Source organism: Streptomyces sp. NPDC046860, from assembly GCF_040645115.1.
Taxonomy (GTDB): domain Bacteria; phylum Actinomycetota; class Actinomycetes; order Streptomycetales; family Streptomycetaceae; genus Streptomyces.
On sequence record NZ_JBEYXQ010000004.1, the window covers coordinates 365,177 to 381,825 of the forward strand.

Genomic DNA, 16,649 nt, shown 5'->3' on the forward strand with positions numbered 1-16,649 from the left:
TCCCGCGCTGAGAGGGGGAGTCAGCAGCAGTGACCAACATTCCCGAGACCGGGCGGACCCCACGGGTCCAGATCCGGCTGGTCGTCATCCAGATCCTTGTCCTCTCCCTGCTCGGCACCCTCGGCGGCCGCCTGTGGTACCTCCAGATCCGCGAGGGCGCCGAGTACCAGCGGGAAGCCTCCGGCAACCACGTCCAGCAGGTCGTGGACCCGGCGGTGCGCGGTGACATCCTCGACGCGCGCGGAGTGCCCCTCGCGGACAACGAGACGCGTCTCGTCGTCTCCGCCTCGCGCACCGACCTGCTCAAGCAGAAGGACGACGGCAAGGGCGTGCTGGCCAAGCTCGCCGGCGTCCTCGGCCTGAAGCCCGAGGAGGTCGAGCAGAAGGTCCGCCTCTGCGACGCCGAGACCCCCCAGCCCTGCTGGAACGGCTCGCCCTACCAGCCGATCCCCATCACCGACGAGGCCACGCCCAAGCAGGCCCTCCAGATCCGTGAGCGTGCCGAGGACTTCCCCGGCATCACCGCCGAGCCCGAGGCCGTCCGCCGGTACGGCGCGCCCGGCAAGGCCAACACCTCCCAGGTCCTCGGGTACCTCTCGCCGGTCACCGACGAGGAGATCACGAAGGCCGAGGACACCGACTCGCCGTACCTGCGCTCCGACATGGTCGGCCGGTCCGGCCTGGAGCGGCAGTACGACAAGGAGCTGCGCGGCAAGGCGGGCGTCACCCGCTACGAGGTGGACAACCTCGGCCGGGTCATCGGCAAGGCCCAGGCCGACCCCGCGGAGTCCGGCTCCAACCTGGTCACCAGCATCGACTCCCGCATCCAGCGGGTCACGGAGTTCGAGCTGGACAAGGCGATGAAGGTCGCCCGCCAGCAGTTCGACAAGATCACCGGCACCAACTACAAGGCCGACTCCGGCGCGGCGGTGGTGATGGAGGCCAAGACCGGCCGCATCGTCGCCATGGCCTCCGCGCCCGACTACGACCCCAACGTCTGGGTCGGCGGCATCTCCGGCAAGGACTACAAGGCCCTCACCGGAAAGAACTCCGACTACCCGCTGCTGAACCGCGCCATCCAGGGCCAGGCCGCACCGGGTTCGACGTTCAAGGTGATCTCCACCGCCGCCGCGGTCGAGGCGGGGTACGACTTCGACGGCCGCTACCCCTGCACCAGTTCCTACTCGGTGGGCGGCCAGGTCTTCAAGAACTTCGAGGGCGAGAGCTTCGGCCCGATCCCGCTGGGCCGGGCGCTGGAGGTCTCCTGCGACACCGTCTTCTACTACCTCTCCGACCAGGAGTGGAAGAAGGACGGCGGCATCAACCCCAAGAAGGGCCAGCCCAAGGACTTCTTCTACAAGGCCGCGCACCAGTTCGGCCTCGGCAAGGAGACCGGCGTCGACCTGCCCAACGAGGTCACCGGCCGCGTCCCCGACCGCCAGTGGAAGCAGGACTACTGGAAGGCCAACAAGGACGCCTGGTGCAAGTACGGCAAGAAGGACGGCTCGTACGTCCAGAAGATCGCCTACGAGAACTGCCTCGAGGGCAACAAGATGCGTGAGGGCGACTCCATCAACTACTCCATCGGCCAGGGCGACACCCTCGTCACGCCGATCCAGGAGGCCGTGATCTACGGCGCGGTCGCCAACGGCGGCACGATGTACCACCCCAGCATCGGCAAGGCGGTCATCAGCGCGGACGGCAAGTCGGTGCGCGAGCTGAAGCCGCGCCAGTCCGGCAAGCTGCCCGTCAGCAAGGCCACCCTCAAGGGCATGGACGACGCCTTCGCGGGCGTCATCACCCGAGGCACCGCCGCCTGGAAGTTCGGCGGCTGGCCGCAGAACAAGATCCCGCTGCACGGCAAGACGGGTACGGCGGAGGTCTACGGCAAGCAGACCACCTCCTGGCTGGCGACCTACTCCAAGGACTACACGGTGATCATGACGATCGCCCAGGCCGGTACGGGTTCCGGAGCCTCCGGTGAGGCCGTGCGCAACATCTACAGCGCGCTGTACGGCGTGCAGGGCGACGGCTCCATCGACAAGAACAAGGCGATGCTGCCCGAGCCGCAGAAGACCCTGCCCCAGGTCCGCCCCGACGGCACGGTCGCCTCGCCCAAGGTCAGCAAGGACCCGGCCAAGGACGTCGAGGCCGCGCAGAAGAACAACCCCGCCAACGGGGAGGCCGACCAGCCCGCCGCCACGGCGCCCACGGACAACACCAACAGCAACACCCGCAGGCGGCCCCGCCGGAGGGGGAGCCGGAGGACGCGCACATGACCGGCAACACCTTCTCCGTCTCCGGGTACGGCCCGGAGCGGGCCGGCTGGACCAGGATCTTCGCCCGGGACTCGCTGGCCCGCAGACTCGACTGGCCGATGCTGCTGGCGGCGCTCGCGCTGTCGATGATCGGCTCCCTGCTGGTGTTCTCGGCGACCCGCAACCGCACCGAGATCAACCAGGGCGACCCGTACTACTTCCTGATCCGGCACTTCATGAACACCGGCATCGGACTCGCCCTGATGGTCGCCACCCTGTGGCTCGGCCACCGCGGCCTGCGCAACGCGGTACCGGTCCTCTACGGCCTCTCGGTGGCCGGCATCCTCGCCGTGCTCACCCCGCTCGGCTCCACCGTCAACGGCGCCCACTCCTGGATCGTCTTCGGCGGCGGCTTCTCGCTCCAGCCCTCCGAGTTCGTGAAGATCACGATCATCCTGGGCATGGCGATGCTGCTGGCCGCGCGGGTCGACGCGGGCGACAAGGCCTACCCCGACCACCGCACCGTCCTGCAGGCGCTCGGCCTGGCCGCCGTGCCGATCCTGATCGTGCTGCTCATGCCCGACCTCGGGTCGGTCATGGTGATGGTCATCATCATCCTGGGCGTGCTGCTCGCCTCCGGCGCCTCCAACCGCTGGGTGTTCGGCCTCATCTCGACGGGTGCCCTCGGCGCCCTCGCGGTGTGGCAGCTGCACATCCTGGACGACTACCAGATCAACCGCTTCGCGGCCTTCGCCAACCCGGAGCTGGACCCGGCGGGCGTCGGCTACAACACCAACCAGGCCCGCATCGCCATCGGCTCCGGCGGCCTGACCGGCTCCGGGCTGTTCCACGGCTCGCAGACCACCGGCCAGTTCGTGCCCGAGCAGCAGACCGACTTCGTCTTCACGGTCGCGGGGGAGGAGCTGGGCTTCCTGGGCGCCGGCCTGATCATCCTCCTCCTCGGGGTCATCATGTGGCGGGCCTGCCGTATCGCCCGCGACTCGACCGAGCTGTACGGCACGGTCGTCGCCGCCGGGATCGTCGCCTGGTTCGCCTTCCAGTCCTTCGAGAACATCGGCATGACGCTGGGCATCATGCCGGTGACCGGCCTGCCCCTGCCGTTCGTCTCCTACGGCGGCTCCTCGATGTTCGCGGTCTGGGTGGCGGTGGGGCTGCTGCAGTCGATCAGGGCGCAGCGGCCGATGTCCGCGTGAGCTGAAGCGATGCCTCATGAGGGCCGGGAGCCTGGCTCCCGGCCCTCACCCGCGTCCGGGGGCTGGTTGAGATCGCGGACGCGTTCTAGATTCGGTTCATGGCGGACGTGAAGCGGGAGATCGAGCGGAAGTACGAGGTGGCGGACGGCGCTCTGCCCGAGCTGACCGGCGCCGGCGGGGTGGCGGAGGTCGTCGACCGGGGGCTGGTCGAGCTGGACGCCGTCTACTACGACACCGCCGACGAGCGGCTGGGCGCGGCCTCGCTCACGCTGCGCCGCCGCACCGGGGGTTCGGACGCCGGATGGCATCTGAAGTTCCCCGTCGCTCCCGGCGTCCGGGACGAGATCAGGGCGCCGCTCTCCGACACCGTGCCCGGGGAGATCGCCGCGCTGGTGCGCTCGCGGGTCCGGGGCGCCGAGCTGGTGCCCGTGGTGCGGCTGCGGTCCGCCCGCGACGTGCGGCACCTGATCGGCGCCGACGGCGCGCTGCTGGCCGAGGCGAGCGTCGACACCGTGGACGCCGAGCGGCTCAACCGGGCCGGCGGCACCGCCCACTGGACCGAGATCGAGGTGGAGCTGGCCGACGGCGCCGACCCCGCCCTGCTGGACGCCGTGGAGGAGCGGCTAGGCGCGGCGGGCGTGCGGCCGTCGAAGGCGTCGTCGAAGGTGGCCGAGGCGCTGCGCCGTACCGGCGGCTCCCGGGCCCGGTCCGCGCGCACGGCCGAGCCGGTGACGGCGGGGGACCACGTCCTCGCGTATCTGCGCGAGCAGCGCGAGGCGATCCTCGCCCGCGACCCCGGTGTCCGCCGGGACCTGCCGGACTCCGTGCACCAGATGCGGGTGGCCACCCGCCGGATGCGGTCCGCCTTCCGCGGCTTCGGCTCGGTCCTGGACCGGGACGCCACCGCCCCCGTCGCCGCCGAGCTGAAGTGGCTGGCGCGCGAACTCGGGGTCGACCGTGACCAGGAGGTGCTGGCGGACCGGCTGACCGAGGCCCTCGACGCCCTGCCGCGGGTCCAGGTCACCGGCCCCGTCCACGAGCGCCTCGCCTCCTGGGCCACCGCCCGGCACGGCAGCACCCGGGGCCATCTGCTCGGCGTGCTGGACTCCGCCCGCTACCTCGCCCTGCTGGACAGCCTCGACACCCTCCTCGCCGATCCGCCGCTGCGCAAGAGGGCGGCGGACAGCCCCCGCGCGGTGCTCACCCGCGCGCTGGCCAAGGAGGGCCGCAAGCTGTCCGGGCTGATCACGGCCGCGCTGGAGCTGCCGCCCGGCGAGGACCGCGACCACGCCCTGCACGAGGCCCGCAAGCGGGCCAAGCGCGCCCGCTACGCCGCCGAGGCCGCCGTCCCGGCGCTCGGCGGTACGGCCCGCGCCCTGGCCCGCAGGGCGAAGAAGCTGACCAGCCTGCTCGGCGAGCACCAGGACAGCGTGCTGGCCCGCCGGACCCTGGTGGAGCTGGCCGCGGTGGCGCACGCGGCGGGGGAGAGCGCCTTCACCTACGGGGTGCTGCACGAGCGGGAGGAGCGGGCCGCCCGGCGGACGGAGGAGCGGCTGCCCGGCGCGTGGGAGAAGGCCCGGTCGGCGTTCCCGCGCTGAGACCGGCGTACGGAGGGAGGCGTACGGAGGAGGCGTCCGAACGGGTTAGGCTTGATGGTCACCCTTCCAGCCTCCGGCCGGGAGATGCCCCCCAGTCCGCTCACGAAGGTAATGCCGCGATGTCTGTCGAGTCGGTCTTCCCGCAGCTCGAAGCCTTGCTCCCGCATGTGCAGAAGCCGATCCAGTACGTCGGTGGAGAACTGAACTCCACGGTCAAGCCCTGGGACGAGGCCGAGGTCCGCTGGGCGCTGATGTACCCGGACGCGTACGAGGTGGGTCTGCCCAATCAGGGCGTCATGATCCTGTACGAGGTGCTCAACGAGCGCCAGGGCGTCCTCGCCGAGCGCACCTACAGCGTGTGGCCGGACCTGGAGGCGCTGATGCGCGAGCACCAGGTCCCCCAGTTCACGGTGGACAGCCACCGTCCGGTGAAGGCGTTCGACGTGTTCGGCCTGTCCTTCTCCACCGAGCTGGGCTACACCAACATGCTCACGGCGCTGGACCTGGCGGGCATCCCGCTGGAGTCGAAGGACCGTACGGTCGACGACCCGATCGTTCTGGCCGGCGGGCACGCGGCGTTCAACCCGGAGCCGATCGCGGACTTCATCGACGCGGCGATCATCGGTGACGGCGAGCAGGCCGTGCTGGACATGACCGAGATCATCCGCGCCTGGAAGGCCGAGGGCCGTCCCGGCGGCCGCGAGGAGGTCCTGCTCAGGCTGGCGAAGACCGGCGCGGTGTACATCCCGGCGTTCTACGACGTGGAGTACCTGCCCGACGGCCGTATCGGCCGGGTCGTCCCCAACCGTTCCGGTGTGCCGTGGCGCGTGTCCAAGCACACGGTGATGGACCTGGACGAGTGGCCCTACCCGAAGCAGCCGCTGGTCCCGCTCGCCGAGACGGTGCACGAGCGGATGTCGGTGGAGATCTTCCGCGGCTGCACGCGCGGCTGCCGCTTCTGCCAGGCCGGCATGATCACCCGCCCGGTCCGCGAGCGCTCGATCACGGGCATCGGCGACATGGTCGACAAGGGTCTGAAGGCGACCGGCTTCGAGGAGGTCGGCCTGCTGTCGCTGTCCTCGGCGGACCACTCCGAGATCGGTGACATCGCCAAGGGCCTCGCCGACCGCTACACCGAAGACAAGATCGGCCTCTCGCTCCCCTCCACCCGCGTCGACGCGTTCAACGTCGACCTGGCCAACGAGCTGACCCGCAACGGCCGCCGCTCGGGCCTGACCTTCGCCCCCGAGGGCGGTTCGGAGCGGATGCGCAAGGTCATCAACAAGATGGTCTCGGAGGAGGACCTGATCCGCACGGTCGCCACCGCCTACGGCAACGGCTGGCGCCAGGTGAAGCTGTACTTCATGTGCGGCCTGCCCACCGAGACGGACGACGACGTCCTCCAGATCGCCGACATGGCGACCCACGTGATCCAGAAGGGCCGTGAGGTCTCCGGCTCGGGCGACATCCGCTGCACGGTCTCCATCGGCGGGTTCGTGCCCAAGCCGCACACGCCCTTCCAGTGGGCGCCGCAGCTCTCCGCCGAGGAGACCGACGCGCGCCTGCAGAAGCTCCGCGACAAGATCCGGGGCGACAAGAAGTACGGCCGCTCGATCGGCTTCCGCTACCACGACGGCAAGCCCGGCATCGTCGAGGGCCTGCTCTCGCGCGGCGACCGGCGCGTCGGCGCGGTGATCCGCGCGGTCTACGAGGACGGCGGCCGCTTCGACGGCTGGCGCGAGCACTTCTCCTACGACCGCTGGATGGGCTGCGCGGACAAGGCGCTGGCCGAGTTCGGTGTGGACGTCGACTGGTACACCACCCGCGAGCGCTCCTACGAGGAGGTCCTCCCCTGGGACCACCTGGACTCGGGCCTCGACAAGGACTGGCTGTGGGAGGACTGGCAGGACGCCCTCGACGAGACCGAGGTCGAGGACTGCCGCTGGACCCCCTGCTTCGACTGCGGCGTCTGCCCCCAGATGGACACCCAGATCCAGATCGGCCCGACGGGCAAGAAGCTCCTGCCCCTGGCCGTGAAGAACGCAGCCCCGGCCCCGAGCGGCCACACGCACTGAGCGGAGGGAGGGGCCGGTGAGCACCACCGGCCCCTCCCGTCGAGTCCCCTCGAGGACCGCACACGGAGAAGGGCCCACCGGATGTGTCCGGTGGGCCCTTCTCCGTGGTGGCGGGTCTGTGTCAGACCGCCGGGGCGTACTTCGGGTTGGCGCCGTGCTCGTTGGCTTCCGGCTTGCCCTCGGAGGCGAGGAAGACGAGCAGGATGATCGGGCCGACCAGCGGGATCAGACCGATCAGCATCATCCAGCCGGAGCGGCCGGTGTCGTGCAGGCGGCGGACACCGACGGCGAGGGACGGCAGCAGCACGGCGAGCGCGTAGACGAGCTGCAGAACCTGGGTGTCCAGGGCCGCGTCCACGATCGCCAGCACGATGCTGATGATCAGGTTGAACAGGAAGAACATCCAGTATTCCTGCCGCCGCGCGCGACCGCTGAACACCGCGTACTTCTTGAGCACGTCCAGGTACCAGTGCATTTCTCGTCCCCCCAGGGAAGTGCGTGATTGGCTTCCCATGGAAGCAGCACCGGTGGCCGGAATCCATAGCTTTGGCGTGCCCAAGTCAATGCGTTACGAGGCCGCGTCCGTACGGTGATCAAACCCCCGGCCCCGTGACCCCGGCGAGGGCCAGCCGCGCGTCCAGCCAGTCGAAGACCCGTTCCTCGAACAGGGCCCGCCCCAGCGGCTCGCAGTGCAGATGCGCGCCCTCCTCCTCGGTGAAGCGGACCAGCTCCTTCGGACCGGGCAGCGCGTCGTACAACTGCCGCGAGGCGCCGGGCCAGAAGTGCTCGCCCTCCGGGTCGGTGATCAGCAGCGGGGTGGTGATCCGGTCGACGACACGGGTGAGGTCGTCGCGGGAGACCTCGGTCAGCAGGTCGTACCGCGAGACCTCGCACAGCAGGTCGTAGGGCGCGTCGACCCCGTACGGCTTGGCCCGCCATCGCCAGGTCGCCGCCAGCGCCGGGTTCTGCTCCAGCGCCTCCTCGATGATCGCGTCGAACGCGTCACGGTCCCCGGACTCCCACAGCGCGCGCAGATCGGGGCCCAGGTTGTGCCACCAGCTCTCCGCCACCCGCACCACACCGGGATCGGCGACCGCCGCCGCGATCCGGTGCTCGAAGGCCAGCGCGCGCGGCACCCAGTACCCGGCCTGGCTGATCCCGGCCAGCGCGATCCGGCGCGGGTCCACGTCGGGCCGGGCGAGCAGGAAGTCCACGACCGGGGTGACGACGTTCTCCCAGTCGGGACGGAAGTTCACCCCGCGCTCGAAGAGCATCGACTGCTGGCCGGGACCGTCGAAGAGCAGCACGCGGTAGCCGCGCTCGACCGCCGGGGCACCGAGCAGCGTCCAGGCGGAACTGAGCGGGCCGTCACTGCCGTTGTTGACGATCAGCACCGGCAGCGGCTCGTCCGTGCCGGGCGGGCTCACCAGATAGCCGGGGAGCGTGGTGTCCTCGTAGGGGATCGACACCGGCTCCGCGGGCGGGTCGCAGGCCAGCAGGAACCGGTCCAGGCAGGCCCGGTGCTCGGCGAACGCCTCCGCCGCGCGTTTGCCCGCGTCCGGGACCGCGTCCACGCCCACCATCGCGGTGCCGAGATAGCCGGCCGCGCGCAGCCAGCCCTCGCGGGCGCTCACCAGATGGCCGGCCGCCGCGCACTCCTCCGCCTCCACCCGGACGCGGCGGCCCAGGTCCAGCCAGGCGTCGAACCACGCCTGACCGTCTCCCTCCGCCACCGAAGCGGCGGTGCCGAGCACTTCGCCCGCATCGGCTCCCTGCCGCCACACCGAACCGAGGGCGAGCAGGATCTCGTAGTCGAACTGGTCGTTGTCGCTGAAGCGATACCTCATGACGGCTCCAGGCATGCCGGGTGAGCCCCCTCGCTCGTCCGGAACCGCACCTCTCACGGTAGGTGCCCGCACGCCGCCCCGCACCACGGGCGGCGTGCGGGCCGGGTCGCCCGGCGTGACGATGGGGAAGGGGGAACGGCCGGCGACATCCCACGACGGCACACCTCACGGGAGGACGTCCTCATGGTGCAGCAGGCGACCACGGAACAGACCTCGGCCGGCAAGAAGCCCGTCGGCACCGGCAGCGTCTTCCTCTCGTTCGCCCCCTGGATCATCTTCGGCGTGGTGGCCGGTCCCAGCACCTGGGAGTACGCGGCCCTCGCCGCGCTGGTCGCCTCCCTCGTGCTGGCCAGCCAGGACCTGCTGCACGGGAAGATCCGCATCCTCGACGTGGTCGGCATCGTGTTCTTCGCCGTCCTCTCCGTCCTCGCCCTCGCCCTGAACCGCTCGGAACTGCTCTGGCTGGAGACCTACGCCCAGGTCATCTCCAACGGCCTGGTCGCCGTCGTGGCGTTCGCGTCCCTGCTGTACGACCCGTTCACCGCGCAGTACGCCCGCGAGTCGACCCCGCGCCAGTACTGGGACTCGCCCGTCTTCCGGCACATCAACCGCGTCCTCACCACCTTCTGGGGCGTCACCTTCGCCGTGATGACGGCCTCCACCTGGCTCGCCATCCACTTCCCCGGCCAGGACGACTGGTTCAACTGGGTCATCCCCATCGCCCTGCTGGTGATCGCGGTCAAGTTCACCCAGCGCTACCCGGAGAGCTACAAGGCACGGCTCAACCCGGCGTCCTGACACGCATCCGAATCCCGTCCGGCGGCGTCTGTACCGGTATGGACCTCGACAAGCCACCCGCGCCGCCGCCCCCGGAGGGATGCCTCGTCGTCGCCGTCCGGCTGCCGGTACGCATCGTCGTGCTGGTGCTCGTGGTGCCGGTGCGGCTGGTGTGGGACGCGCTGGCCGCCGTCGCCCGGTTCCTGCACGCCACCGTGCTCCGCCCGCTGGGACGCGCCCTGCTGTGGACCGGCCGCGCCCTCTTCGTCCTGCCCTTCGTCGCGCTCTGGCGCTGGGTGCTGGCCCCGGTGGGCAGGGCGCTGGGATGGCTCGGCCGGGTGCTCGTCGTAGTGCCGCTGTCCTGGGTGTACGTCCACGTCCTGACCCCGCTCGGCGCCGGTCTGGCCTGGCTCGTACGCGGCCTGGGCGCACTGCTGGCCGCCGTCGGGGCCGGCGCCTTCGAGGCCGCCGCCTGGCTCGTCCGGTACCTGGTGGTCGTCCCGGCCCGGTGGCTCCACACCTGGGTGCTGGCACCCGTCGGCGCCGGTCTGGCGTGGCTCGTACGGGGTCTGGGCACCCTGCTGGCAGCCGCCGGGCTCGGCCTCTACGCCGGTGCCGCCCGGCTCGCCCGGTACCTGGTCGTGGTCCCGGCGCGGTGGCTCGGCACCCGGGTGCTGGCCCCGGCCGGGCGGGCCCTGGCGTGGCTCGCCCGAGCCCTGGCCGCCGGCGCGGGCGCGGTCCTGTACTGGACGCTGCGCATCCTGTTCGTGCTGCCCGCCCTCGCCCTGTGGCGCTGGGTCCTCGCCCCCGTCGGCCGGTTCCTGGCCGTCGTCGGGCGCGAGACCGCCGACGCGCTCGGGCACGCATGGCGGATCGCCGGGCACGTCTCCCGCGTCGTGGGCCGGGCTCTGGGGACCCTCTTCCGGTGGATCTTCGTGGAGCCCGCGCGCTGGGTGTACCGCACCGTCCTCACCCCCGTCGGCCACGCCGTGCGCGACGGTGTCCTCAGGCCCGCCGCCCGGGTCGCGCGCGAGGTCGGACGGGTCGCCCGGCAGACCCTCGCCTCCGCCCGCGACACCCTGCGCGAGACCCGCCGGGACCTCCGGCGGGCCCTCTTCGGCGACCCCCGGCGACCGGTCACGGTGGACCGGCGGGAACCCCACGGGCCCGACACACGTACTCTTGGTAGCAGTACGACCGTTCTCACGAAGGACTAGGACACTGGGCAAGCGACAGCCCGAAGGCCCGCCGCCCGCACCCGCGGTGCAGCGCATCCGACTGCGTTACACCAAGCGCGGCCGCCTCCGGTTCACCAGCCACCGTGACTTCCAGCGCGCCTTCGAGCGTGCGCTGCGCCGCGCCGAGGTACCCATGGCGTACTCGGCGGGGTTCACGCCGCACCCGAAGGTGTCCTACGCCAATGCCGCACCCACCGGCACGGGCAGTGAGGCGGAATACCTGGAGATCGCGCTGACCGCGGCGCGCGACCCCGAGACCCTGCGCGCCCTGCTCGACGAGTCGATGCCCGCCGGGCTCGACATCGTCGACGCCGTGGAGGGCCGTACCTCCGGACTCGCCGACCGGCTGACCGCCTCCGTGTGGGAGCTGCGGCTGGACGGCGTGACCCCGAAGGACGCCGAGGCCGCCACCGACGCCTTCATGGCCGCGGAGACGGTCGAGGTGCAGCGCATGGCCAAGAACGGTGTCCGCACCTTCGACGCCCGCGCCGCCGTGGTCAGCCTCGAAACACGGGACGAGTCGGCTGATAGGCCCAGCGACCGGCCCTGTGCGATACTGCGCCTGGTTGTTCGGCACGTGACGCCTGCCGTTCGACCCGACGACGTCCTGTCCGGTCTTCGCGCCGTGGCCGACCTGGCGCCGCCGGTCCCCGCAGCGGTGACCAGGCTGGCGCAGGGGCTGTTCGATGAAGAGACCGGCACGGTGACCGACCCGCTCGCGCCCGACCGCGAGGCAGCCCAGGCCCCGAAGGCCGAACCGGTTGCCGCCGCGACGGCGCCGACGCCGGAAGGTCCCGCGTAGGGACGGACGCCGTAGCGCCGCCCTCGTATCCGGGAGCCACCTGGGTCGGGCAGCGCACCGACCAGAAGACTTTCGCCAGGCCGTACCGACAAGGCGTACGGAACCGGTGAGACAGGACACAGAGTGCTCCCGTGCGGCGCCCGCGCCCCGGACGGCGGCCATCGCGCACAGCGCGGGCCGCGGACGTCAGCGGTGGCCGGCTCTCAGAGCCCGGCCCCGGGCCAGGCGCGGCGACCGGGAGCTCCGACGGGAGAAACGCCCGCATGCTCGAACCGACCGAGCCCAACGAGGGCTCCGAACTGAACACCCCCAGCGACACGCTGCCCCCGCGCAGGCGTCGCCGCGCCGCTTCCCGCCCGGCGGGTTCGCCCGCCGCGGGCAGCGCCGGGACCACCGCGGAGCCGGAGGCCGCCGCCCCGGCGGCCGAGGCCCCCGAGACCCCTGACGAGACGGCCGCCCGGCCGCGTCGCCGTGCCACCCGCCGCGCTTCCGCGCCCACCGGGGCCCCGGCGACGGCGGAAACCACCACCGAGACGGCCGCACCGGCCGCGCCCGCCGCCGAGCAGGCCGAGTCCGACGAGACCGCCGCCGCGCCCCGCCGTACCCGCCGCCGGTCCTCCGCGCCCGCCGGTTCACCCGCTCCGGTCGTCACCGAGGACGACAAGCCCGAGGAGGCCGCCGTGGCCAAGGAGACCGAGGACCAGGCGGCCACCGCGCCCGCCGAGTCCGCCACCGAGACCCCGGCCGCGCGTCCGCGTCGCCGCGCCACCCGCCGGGCCTCCGCCCCGGCCGGCGCGCCGAAGGCCGCCGAGGTGCCCGAGACCGCGCCCGCCGCCGAGACGCCCGCCGAGCCCGCTCCGGCCGCCGCCGAGCCCGAGGCCGAGGCCGCTCCGGCCCGCCCGCGCCGCCGTGCCACCCGTCGTGCCACCGCGCCCGCCGCCGAGGCCGCCACCACCGAGACCGCCGTCGAGGCCCCCGCCGCCGATGCCGAGCCGGCCCCCGCCGCCGAGCCCGAGGCGGAGGCCGCTCCGGCCCGCTCGCGCCGCCGCGCCACCCGCCGCGCTTCCGCGCCCGCCGGTGCCCCGGCCGCCGCCGAGGAGACCCCCGCCGCCGAGCCGGTCCCCGCCGCCGAGCCCGCTCCCGCCGCCGAGGCCGAGCCCGAGGCGGAGGCGGAGGCCGCTCCGGCCCGCTCGCGCCGCCGCGCGACCCGTCGTGCCTCCGCGCCTGCCGGTGCCCCGGCCGCCGCCGAGGAGAAGACCGAGGCCGTCGAGCCCGAGCCGCGTGCCCCCCGCAAGGCGACGCAGTCCGAGCCCGCGCAGACCGAGCCCGAGGGCGGCCGCCGCCGTCGCCGTGCCGTGCGGCAGGCCGCGGGCGGGTTCTCCGCGCCGTCCCCCGCCGAGGGCGACGCCCCCCGCAGGTCCGGCCGCCCCGCTGTCGCCACCTTCCAGGCGCCGGTCTTCACCGAGCCGAGGTTCCAGACCCCGCAGCGCGCCGCCGCCGAGGCCGCGGCCCAGGCCGCCGGTGTCCGCGAGGAGGAGGCCGAGAAGCCCGAGGAGAGCGCCGCCACCGAGACCTTCGCCGACGAGCGCGCCGACAGCGGCCGCCGTCGCCGTCGCCGCCGCGGTGCCCCCGCCGAGGAGACCCGCGCCGCCGAGGAGAAGCCGGAGCCGGCCGAGGAGCCCGCCGAGGACCTCGCCGAGGGCGACGACTCCGACGACGCCGAGGGCGCGGACGACTCCGGCTCCCGCCGCCGTCGCCGCCGGGGCGGCCGTCGTCGCCGCCGTGGCGACGCCTTCGACGGTGACGACAGCGAGAACGGCGAGGGCGTGGACGGCGAGTCCGGCGACCTGGCCGCCGAGCAGGCCGACCAGGACGCCGAGGACACCGCCGAGCAGGAGGAAGAGGACGCCGAGGACGCGCGGGGCGAGGAGTCCGGCGGCTCCAGCTCCAGCCGCCGTCGCCGCCGTCGTCGCCGCCGTGCCGGTGACTCCGGGGGCGAGGCCGAGGCCGGCGACGACCCCGAGCGCACCGTCGTCAAGGTCCGCGAGCCCCGTAAGGCCGCCGAGCCGTCCGACGAGGTCCAGTCCATCAAGGGCTCGACCCGCCTGGAGGCGAAGAAGCAGCGCCGCCGCGAGGGCCGCGAGCAGGGCCGCCGCCGCGTGCCGATCATCACCGAGGCCGAGTTCCTCGCCCGCCGCGAGGCCGTCGAGCGGACGATGGTCGTCCGCCAGCACGGCGAGCGCACCCAGATCGGCGTCCTGGAGGACGGCGTGCTCGTCGAGCACTACGTCAACAAGGAGCAGGCCACCTCCTACGTCGGCAACGTCTACCTGGGCAAGGTCCAGAACGTGCTGCCGTCCATGGAGGCCGCCTTCATCGACATCGGCAAGGGCCGCAACGCCGTCCTGTACGCCGGTGAGGTCAACTTCGAGGCGCTCGGCATGGCCAACGGGCCGCGCCGCATCGAGGCCGCCCTCAAGTCCGGCCAGCCGGTCCTGGTCCAGGTGACCAAGGACCCGATCGGCCACAAGGGCGCCCGCCTCACCAGCCAGGTCTCCCTGCCGGGCCGCTACCTCGTGTACGTCCCCGAGGGCTCGATGACCGGCATCAGCCGCAAGCTGCCCGACACCGAGCGCGCCCGGCTGAAGACCATCCTCAAGAAGATCGTCCCCGAGGACGCGGGCGTCATCGTGCGCACCGCCGCCGAGGGCGCGAGCGAGGACGAGCTGCGCCGTGACGTCGAGCGGCTCCAGGCGCAGTGGGAGGAGATCAAGAAGAAGGCGAAGACGGGCAACGCCCCGGCGCTGCTGTACGGCGAGCCGGACATGACCGTCCGCGTCGTCCGCGACATCTTCAACGAGGACTTCTCCAAGGTCATCGTCAGCGGTGACGAGGCGTGGTCGACCATCCACGGCTACGTCTCCCACGTCGCCCCGGACCTGACCGACCGGCTCCAGAAGTGGACCAGCGAGACCGACGTCTTCGCCACGTACCGGATCGACGAGCAGCTCGCCAAGGCGCTGGACCGCAAGGTCTGGCTGCCCAGCGGCGGTTCGCTGGTGATCGACCGGACCGAGGCGATGGTCGTGGTCGACGTCAACACCGGCAAGTTCACCGGCCAGGGCGGCAACCTGGAGGAGACGGTCACCAGGAACAACCTGGAGGCGGCCGAGGAGATCGTGCGCCAGCTCCGGCTGCGCGACCTCGGCGGCATCATCGTCATCGACTTCATCGACATGGTGCTGGAGTCCAACCGGGACCTGGTGCTGCGCCGTCTGCTGGAGTGCCTGGGCCGGGACCGGACCAAGCACCAGGTGGCCGAGGTGACCTCGCTGGGCCTGGTGCAGATGACCCGTAAGCGGGTCGGCCAGGGCCTGCTGGAGTCCTTCTCCGAGAACTGCGTCCACTGCAACGGCCGCGGTGTCATCGTCCACATGGAGCAGCCCACGGCCGCCGGCGGCGGCGGTGGCGGCAAGCGCAAGAAGCGCGGCCGCGGCGGCGACGGCCACACCCACGAGGGCGACACCGTCACCGTGACGGCCGAGACGGCCGTGGCCGAGGCGCCCGCGCCGGACGAGACGGCCGACGAGGTGGCCGCCGAGGCCGCCGAGCCGCTCGCCCTGCCCTCGCCGGAGTTCACCCCGGACGAGGACCTGTACAGCTCCGTCGCCGAGGCGGAGGCGGCCGCGGGCCGCGGCCGCTCGCGCCGCCGGGCCGGCCGCCGGGCCTCGGCCCCGGCCGGTGCGCCGAAGGAGGGCAGCCGCCGGGGTGCCGCGCAGGCCGAACGCTTCGAGCGGGCCCAGCAGGAGGCGCCGACCGCCGCGTCGGTGACCGCCGAGGAGAGCGCCGTCCGTACCGTCCAGCCGGAGCAGGCCACCGAGGCGCAGGCCGCGCCCATGGCCGCCGAGGACCCGGTGGTCGCGCCCGAGCCCGCCGCCGAGGAGGCCGCGCCCAAGGGCCGCGCCCGTCGCCGGGTCACCCGCAAGGTGTCGGCGCCCGCCGGTTCGCCGGCCGGGGCCGAGGCCGCCGTGGTGACCGTCGCCGAGCCCGCGCCGGTCGCCGAGCCGGAGCCGGAGGCCGCCCCGGCGGCCGAGGAGGCGCCCGCCGAGAGCGCCGCCCCGGCCCGTCCGCGCCGCCGCGCGGTGCGCAAGGCCACCGCGCCGGGCGGGACGGAGGAGGCGGCCGTCCTGGTCGTCCCGTCGTCCGCGCCGGAGCCGGCCGCCGAGGAGGACGCCGTCGAGGCGGAGACCGAGGCCGTCGAGGACGCCGAGCCCGCCAAGAAGACCGCCCGCAAGGCGGCCAAGAAGGCACCGGCGAAGAAGACGGCCGCGAAGAAGGCCACCGCCGCCAAGAAGACGACGGCCAAGAAGGCCGCCGCCAAGACGACGACGGCCAAGAAGACGACGGCGAAGAAGACGACGGCCAAGAAGGCGGCCACCAAGACCGCCAAGAAGGCCGCCGGGTCGACGGCGAAGAAGGCCGCCGCGGTCTCCGCGTCGGACGACGAGAGCTGATCCGAACAACCCCTCGTGTGGTCCTGTCGCTCGCGGCAGGGCCACACGGCTGTCCCCCCACACCCCGCTGGAGCGGGGAAGTAAGGAGAACCCGCGATGATAGGTCTCGTGCTGGCGGCCGGCGCCGGACGGCGTCTGCGCCCCTACACCGACACGCTGCCCAAGGCTCTGGTGCCGGTGGGCCCGGAGGGCGACGAGGAGTCGCTGACGGTGCTGGACCTGACGCTGGGGAACTTCGCGGAGGTCGGTCTGACCGAGGTCGGGGTGATCGTCGGCTACCGCAAGGAGGCCGTGTACGACCGTAAGGCGGCCCTGGAGGCCAAGTA

Annotated in this window: 11 protein-coding genes; 9 read left to right on the forward strand and 2 right to left on the reverse strand. The window is 72.8% G+C overall.

Annotation, left to right across the window (positions count from 1 at the left end; translation table 11 throughout):
• The first annotated feature begins 29 nt into the window (after positions 1–29).
• The 4 genes from mrdA to ABZ898_RS09185 all read left to right on the forward strand — a co-directional run bounded on the left by mrdA (position 30) and on the right by ABZ898_RS09185 (position 7,145).
• Positions 30–2,279 (forward strand): penicillin-binding protein 2, encoded by a 2,250-nt coding sequence (gene mrdA, locus ABZ898_RS09170; protein WP_361654650.1) that lies wholly within the window; start codon positions 30–32, stop codon positions 2,277–2,279.
• A complete protein-coding gene (gene rodA, locus ABZ898_RS09175) occupies positions 2,276–3,472 on the forward strand; it encodes a rod shape-determining protein RodA (RefSeq protein ID WP_361654653.1) in 1,197 nt (398 codons plus the stop codon). Before mrdA ends, rodA begins: the two co-directional genes overlap by 4 nt.
• A 98-nt stretch (positions 3,473–3,570) precedes the next feature.
• Positions 3,571–5,070: a CYTH and CHAD domain-containing protein gene (locus ABZ898_RS09180; RefSeq protein ID WP_361654656.1), complete on the forward strand. Its 1,500-nt coding sequence runs from the start codon at positions 3,571–3,573 to the stop codon at positions 5,068–5,070.
• A 119-nt stretch (positions 5,071–5,189) separates the two neighbouring features.
• The gene (locus ABZ898_RS09185) at positions 5,190–7,145 is read left to right on the forward strand and encodes a TIGR03960 family B12-binding radical SAM protein (RefSeq protein ID WP_361654659.1); all 1,956 of its coding nucleotides are present in this window, start codon (positions 5,190–5,192) and stop codon (positions 7,143–7,145) included.
• 121 nt (positions 7,146–7,266) lie between these two features.
• Here ABZ898_RS09185 and ABZ898_RS09190 read toward each other — a convergent pair whose 3' ends face one another.
• A complete protein-coding gene (locus tag ABZ898_RS09190) occupies positions 7,267–7,620 on the reverse strand; it encodes a DUF805 domain-containing protein (RefSeq protein WP_361654662.1) in 354 nt (117 codons plus the stop codon).
• A gap of 118 nt (positions 7,621–7,738) precedes the next feature.
• Complete coding sequence (locus ABZ898_RS09195) at positions 7,739–8,992, reverse strand: dipeptidyl aminopeptidase (protein ID WP_361654665.1); 1,254 nt, start codon at positions 8,990–8,992, stop codon at positions 7,739–7,741.
• A gap of 183 nt (positions 8,993–9,175) precedes the next feature.
• On the opposite strand from ABZ898_RS09195, the gene ABZ898_RS09200 reads away from it, so the two are divergent.
• From ABZ898_RS09200 to ABZ898_RS09220, 5 genes are all read left to right on the forward strand, one after another.
• Positions 9,176–9,790, forward strand: a complete 615-nt coding sequence (locus ABZ898_RS09200; RefSeq protein WP_361654668.1) for a hypothetical protein — start codon at positions 9,176–9,178, stop codon at positions 9,788–9,790.
• A gap of 38 nt (positions 9,791–9,828) precedes the next feature.
• Positions 9,829–10,986: a hypothetical protein gene (locus ABZ898_RS09205; protein ID WP_361654671.1), complete on the forward strand. Its 1,158-nt coding sequence runs from the start codon at positions 9,829–9,831 to the stop codon at positions 10,984–10,986.
• 46 nt (positions 10,987–11,032) lie between these two features.
• Entirely contained in the window at positions 11,033–11,809 is a 777-nt protein-coding gene (locus ABZ898_RS09210; RefSeq protein ID WP_361654674.1) for a TIGR03936 family radical SAM-associated protein, read from the forward strand.
• Between the two features lie 263 nt (positions 11,810–12,072).
• Complete coding sequence (locus ABZ898_RS09215; protein ID WP_361654677.1) at positions 12,073–16,323, forward strand: Rne/Rng family ribonuclease; 4,251 nt, start codon at positions 12,073–12,075, stop codon at positions 16,321–16,323.
• Positions 16,324–16,419: 96 nt separating this feature from the next.
• A partial coding sequence (locus ABZ898_RS09220) for a sugar phosphate nucleotidyltransferase (protein ID WP_361654680.1) occupies positions 16,420–16,649 on the forward strand: 230 nt, incomplete at its 3' end.

Excerpts from the sequence above, each read along its gene's own strand:
- ABZ898_RS09205 (WP_361654671.1), top strand. The coding sequence starts at position 9,829 with ATGGACCTCGACAAGCCACCCGCGCCGCCGCCCCCGGAGGGATGCCTC.
- rodA (WP_361654653.1), top strand. The coding sequence starts at position 2,276 with ATGACCGGCAACACCTTCTCCGTCTCCGGGTACGGCCCGGAGCGGGCC.
- ABZ898_RS09200 (WP_361654668.1), top strand. The coding sequence starts at position 9,176 with ATGGTGCAGCAGGCGACCACGGAACAGACCTCGGCCGGCAAGAAGCCC.
- ABZ898_RS09195 (WP_361654665.1), bottom strand. The coding sequence starts at position 8,992 with ATGAGGTATCGCTTCAGCGACAACGACCAGTTCGACTACGAGATCCTG.
- ABZ898_RS09215 (WP_361654677.1), top strand. The coding sequence starts at position 12,073 with ATGCTCGAACCGACCGAGCCCAACGAGGGCTCCGAACTGAACACCCCC.
- ABZ898_RS09185 (WP_361654659.1), top strand. The coding sequence starts at position 5,190 with ATGTCTGTCGAGTCGGTCTTCCCGCAGCTCGAAGCCTTGCTCCCGCAT.
- ABZ898_RS09190 (WP_361654662.1), bottom strand. The coding sequence starts at position 7,620 with ATGCACTGGTACCTGGACGTGCTCAAGAAGTACGCGGTGTTCAGCGGT.
- ABZ898_RS09180 (WP_361654656.1), top strand. The coding sequence starts at position 3,571 with ATGGCGGACGTGAAGCGGGAGATCGAGCGGAAGTACGAGGTGGCGGAC.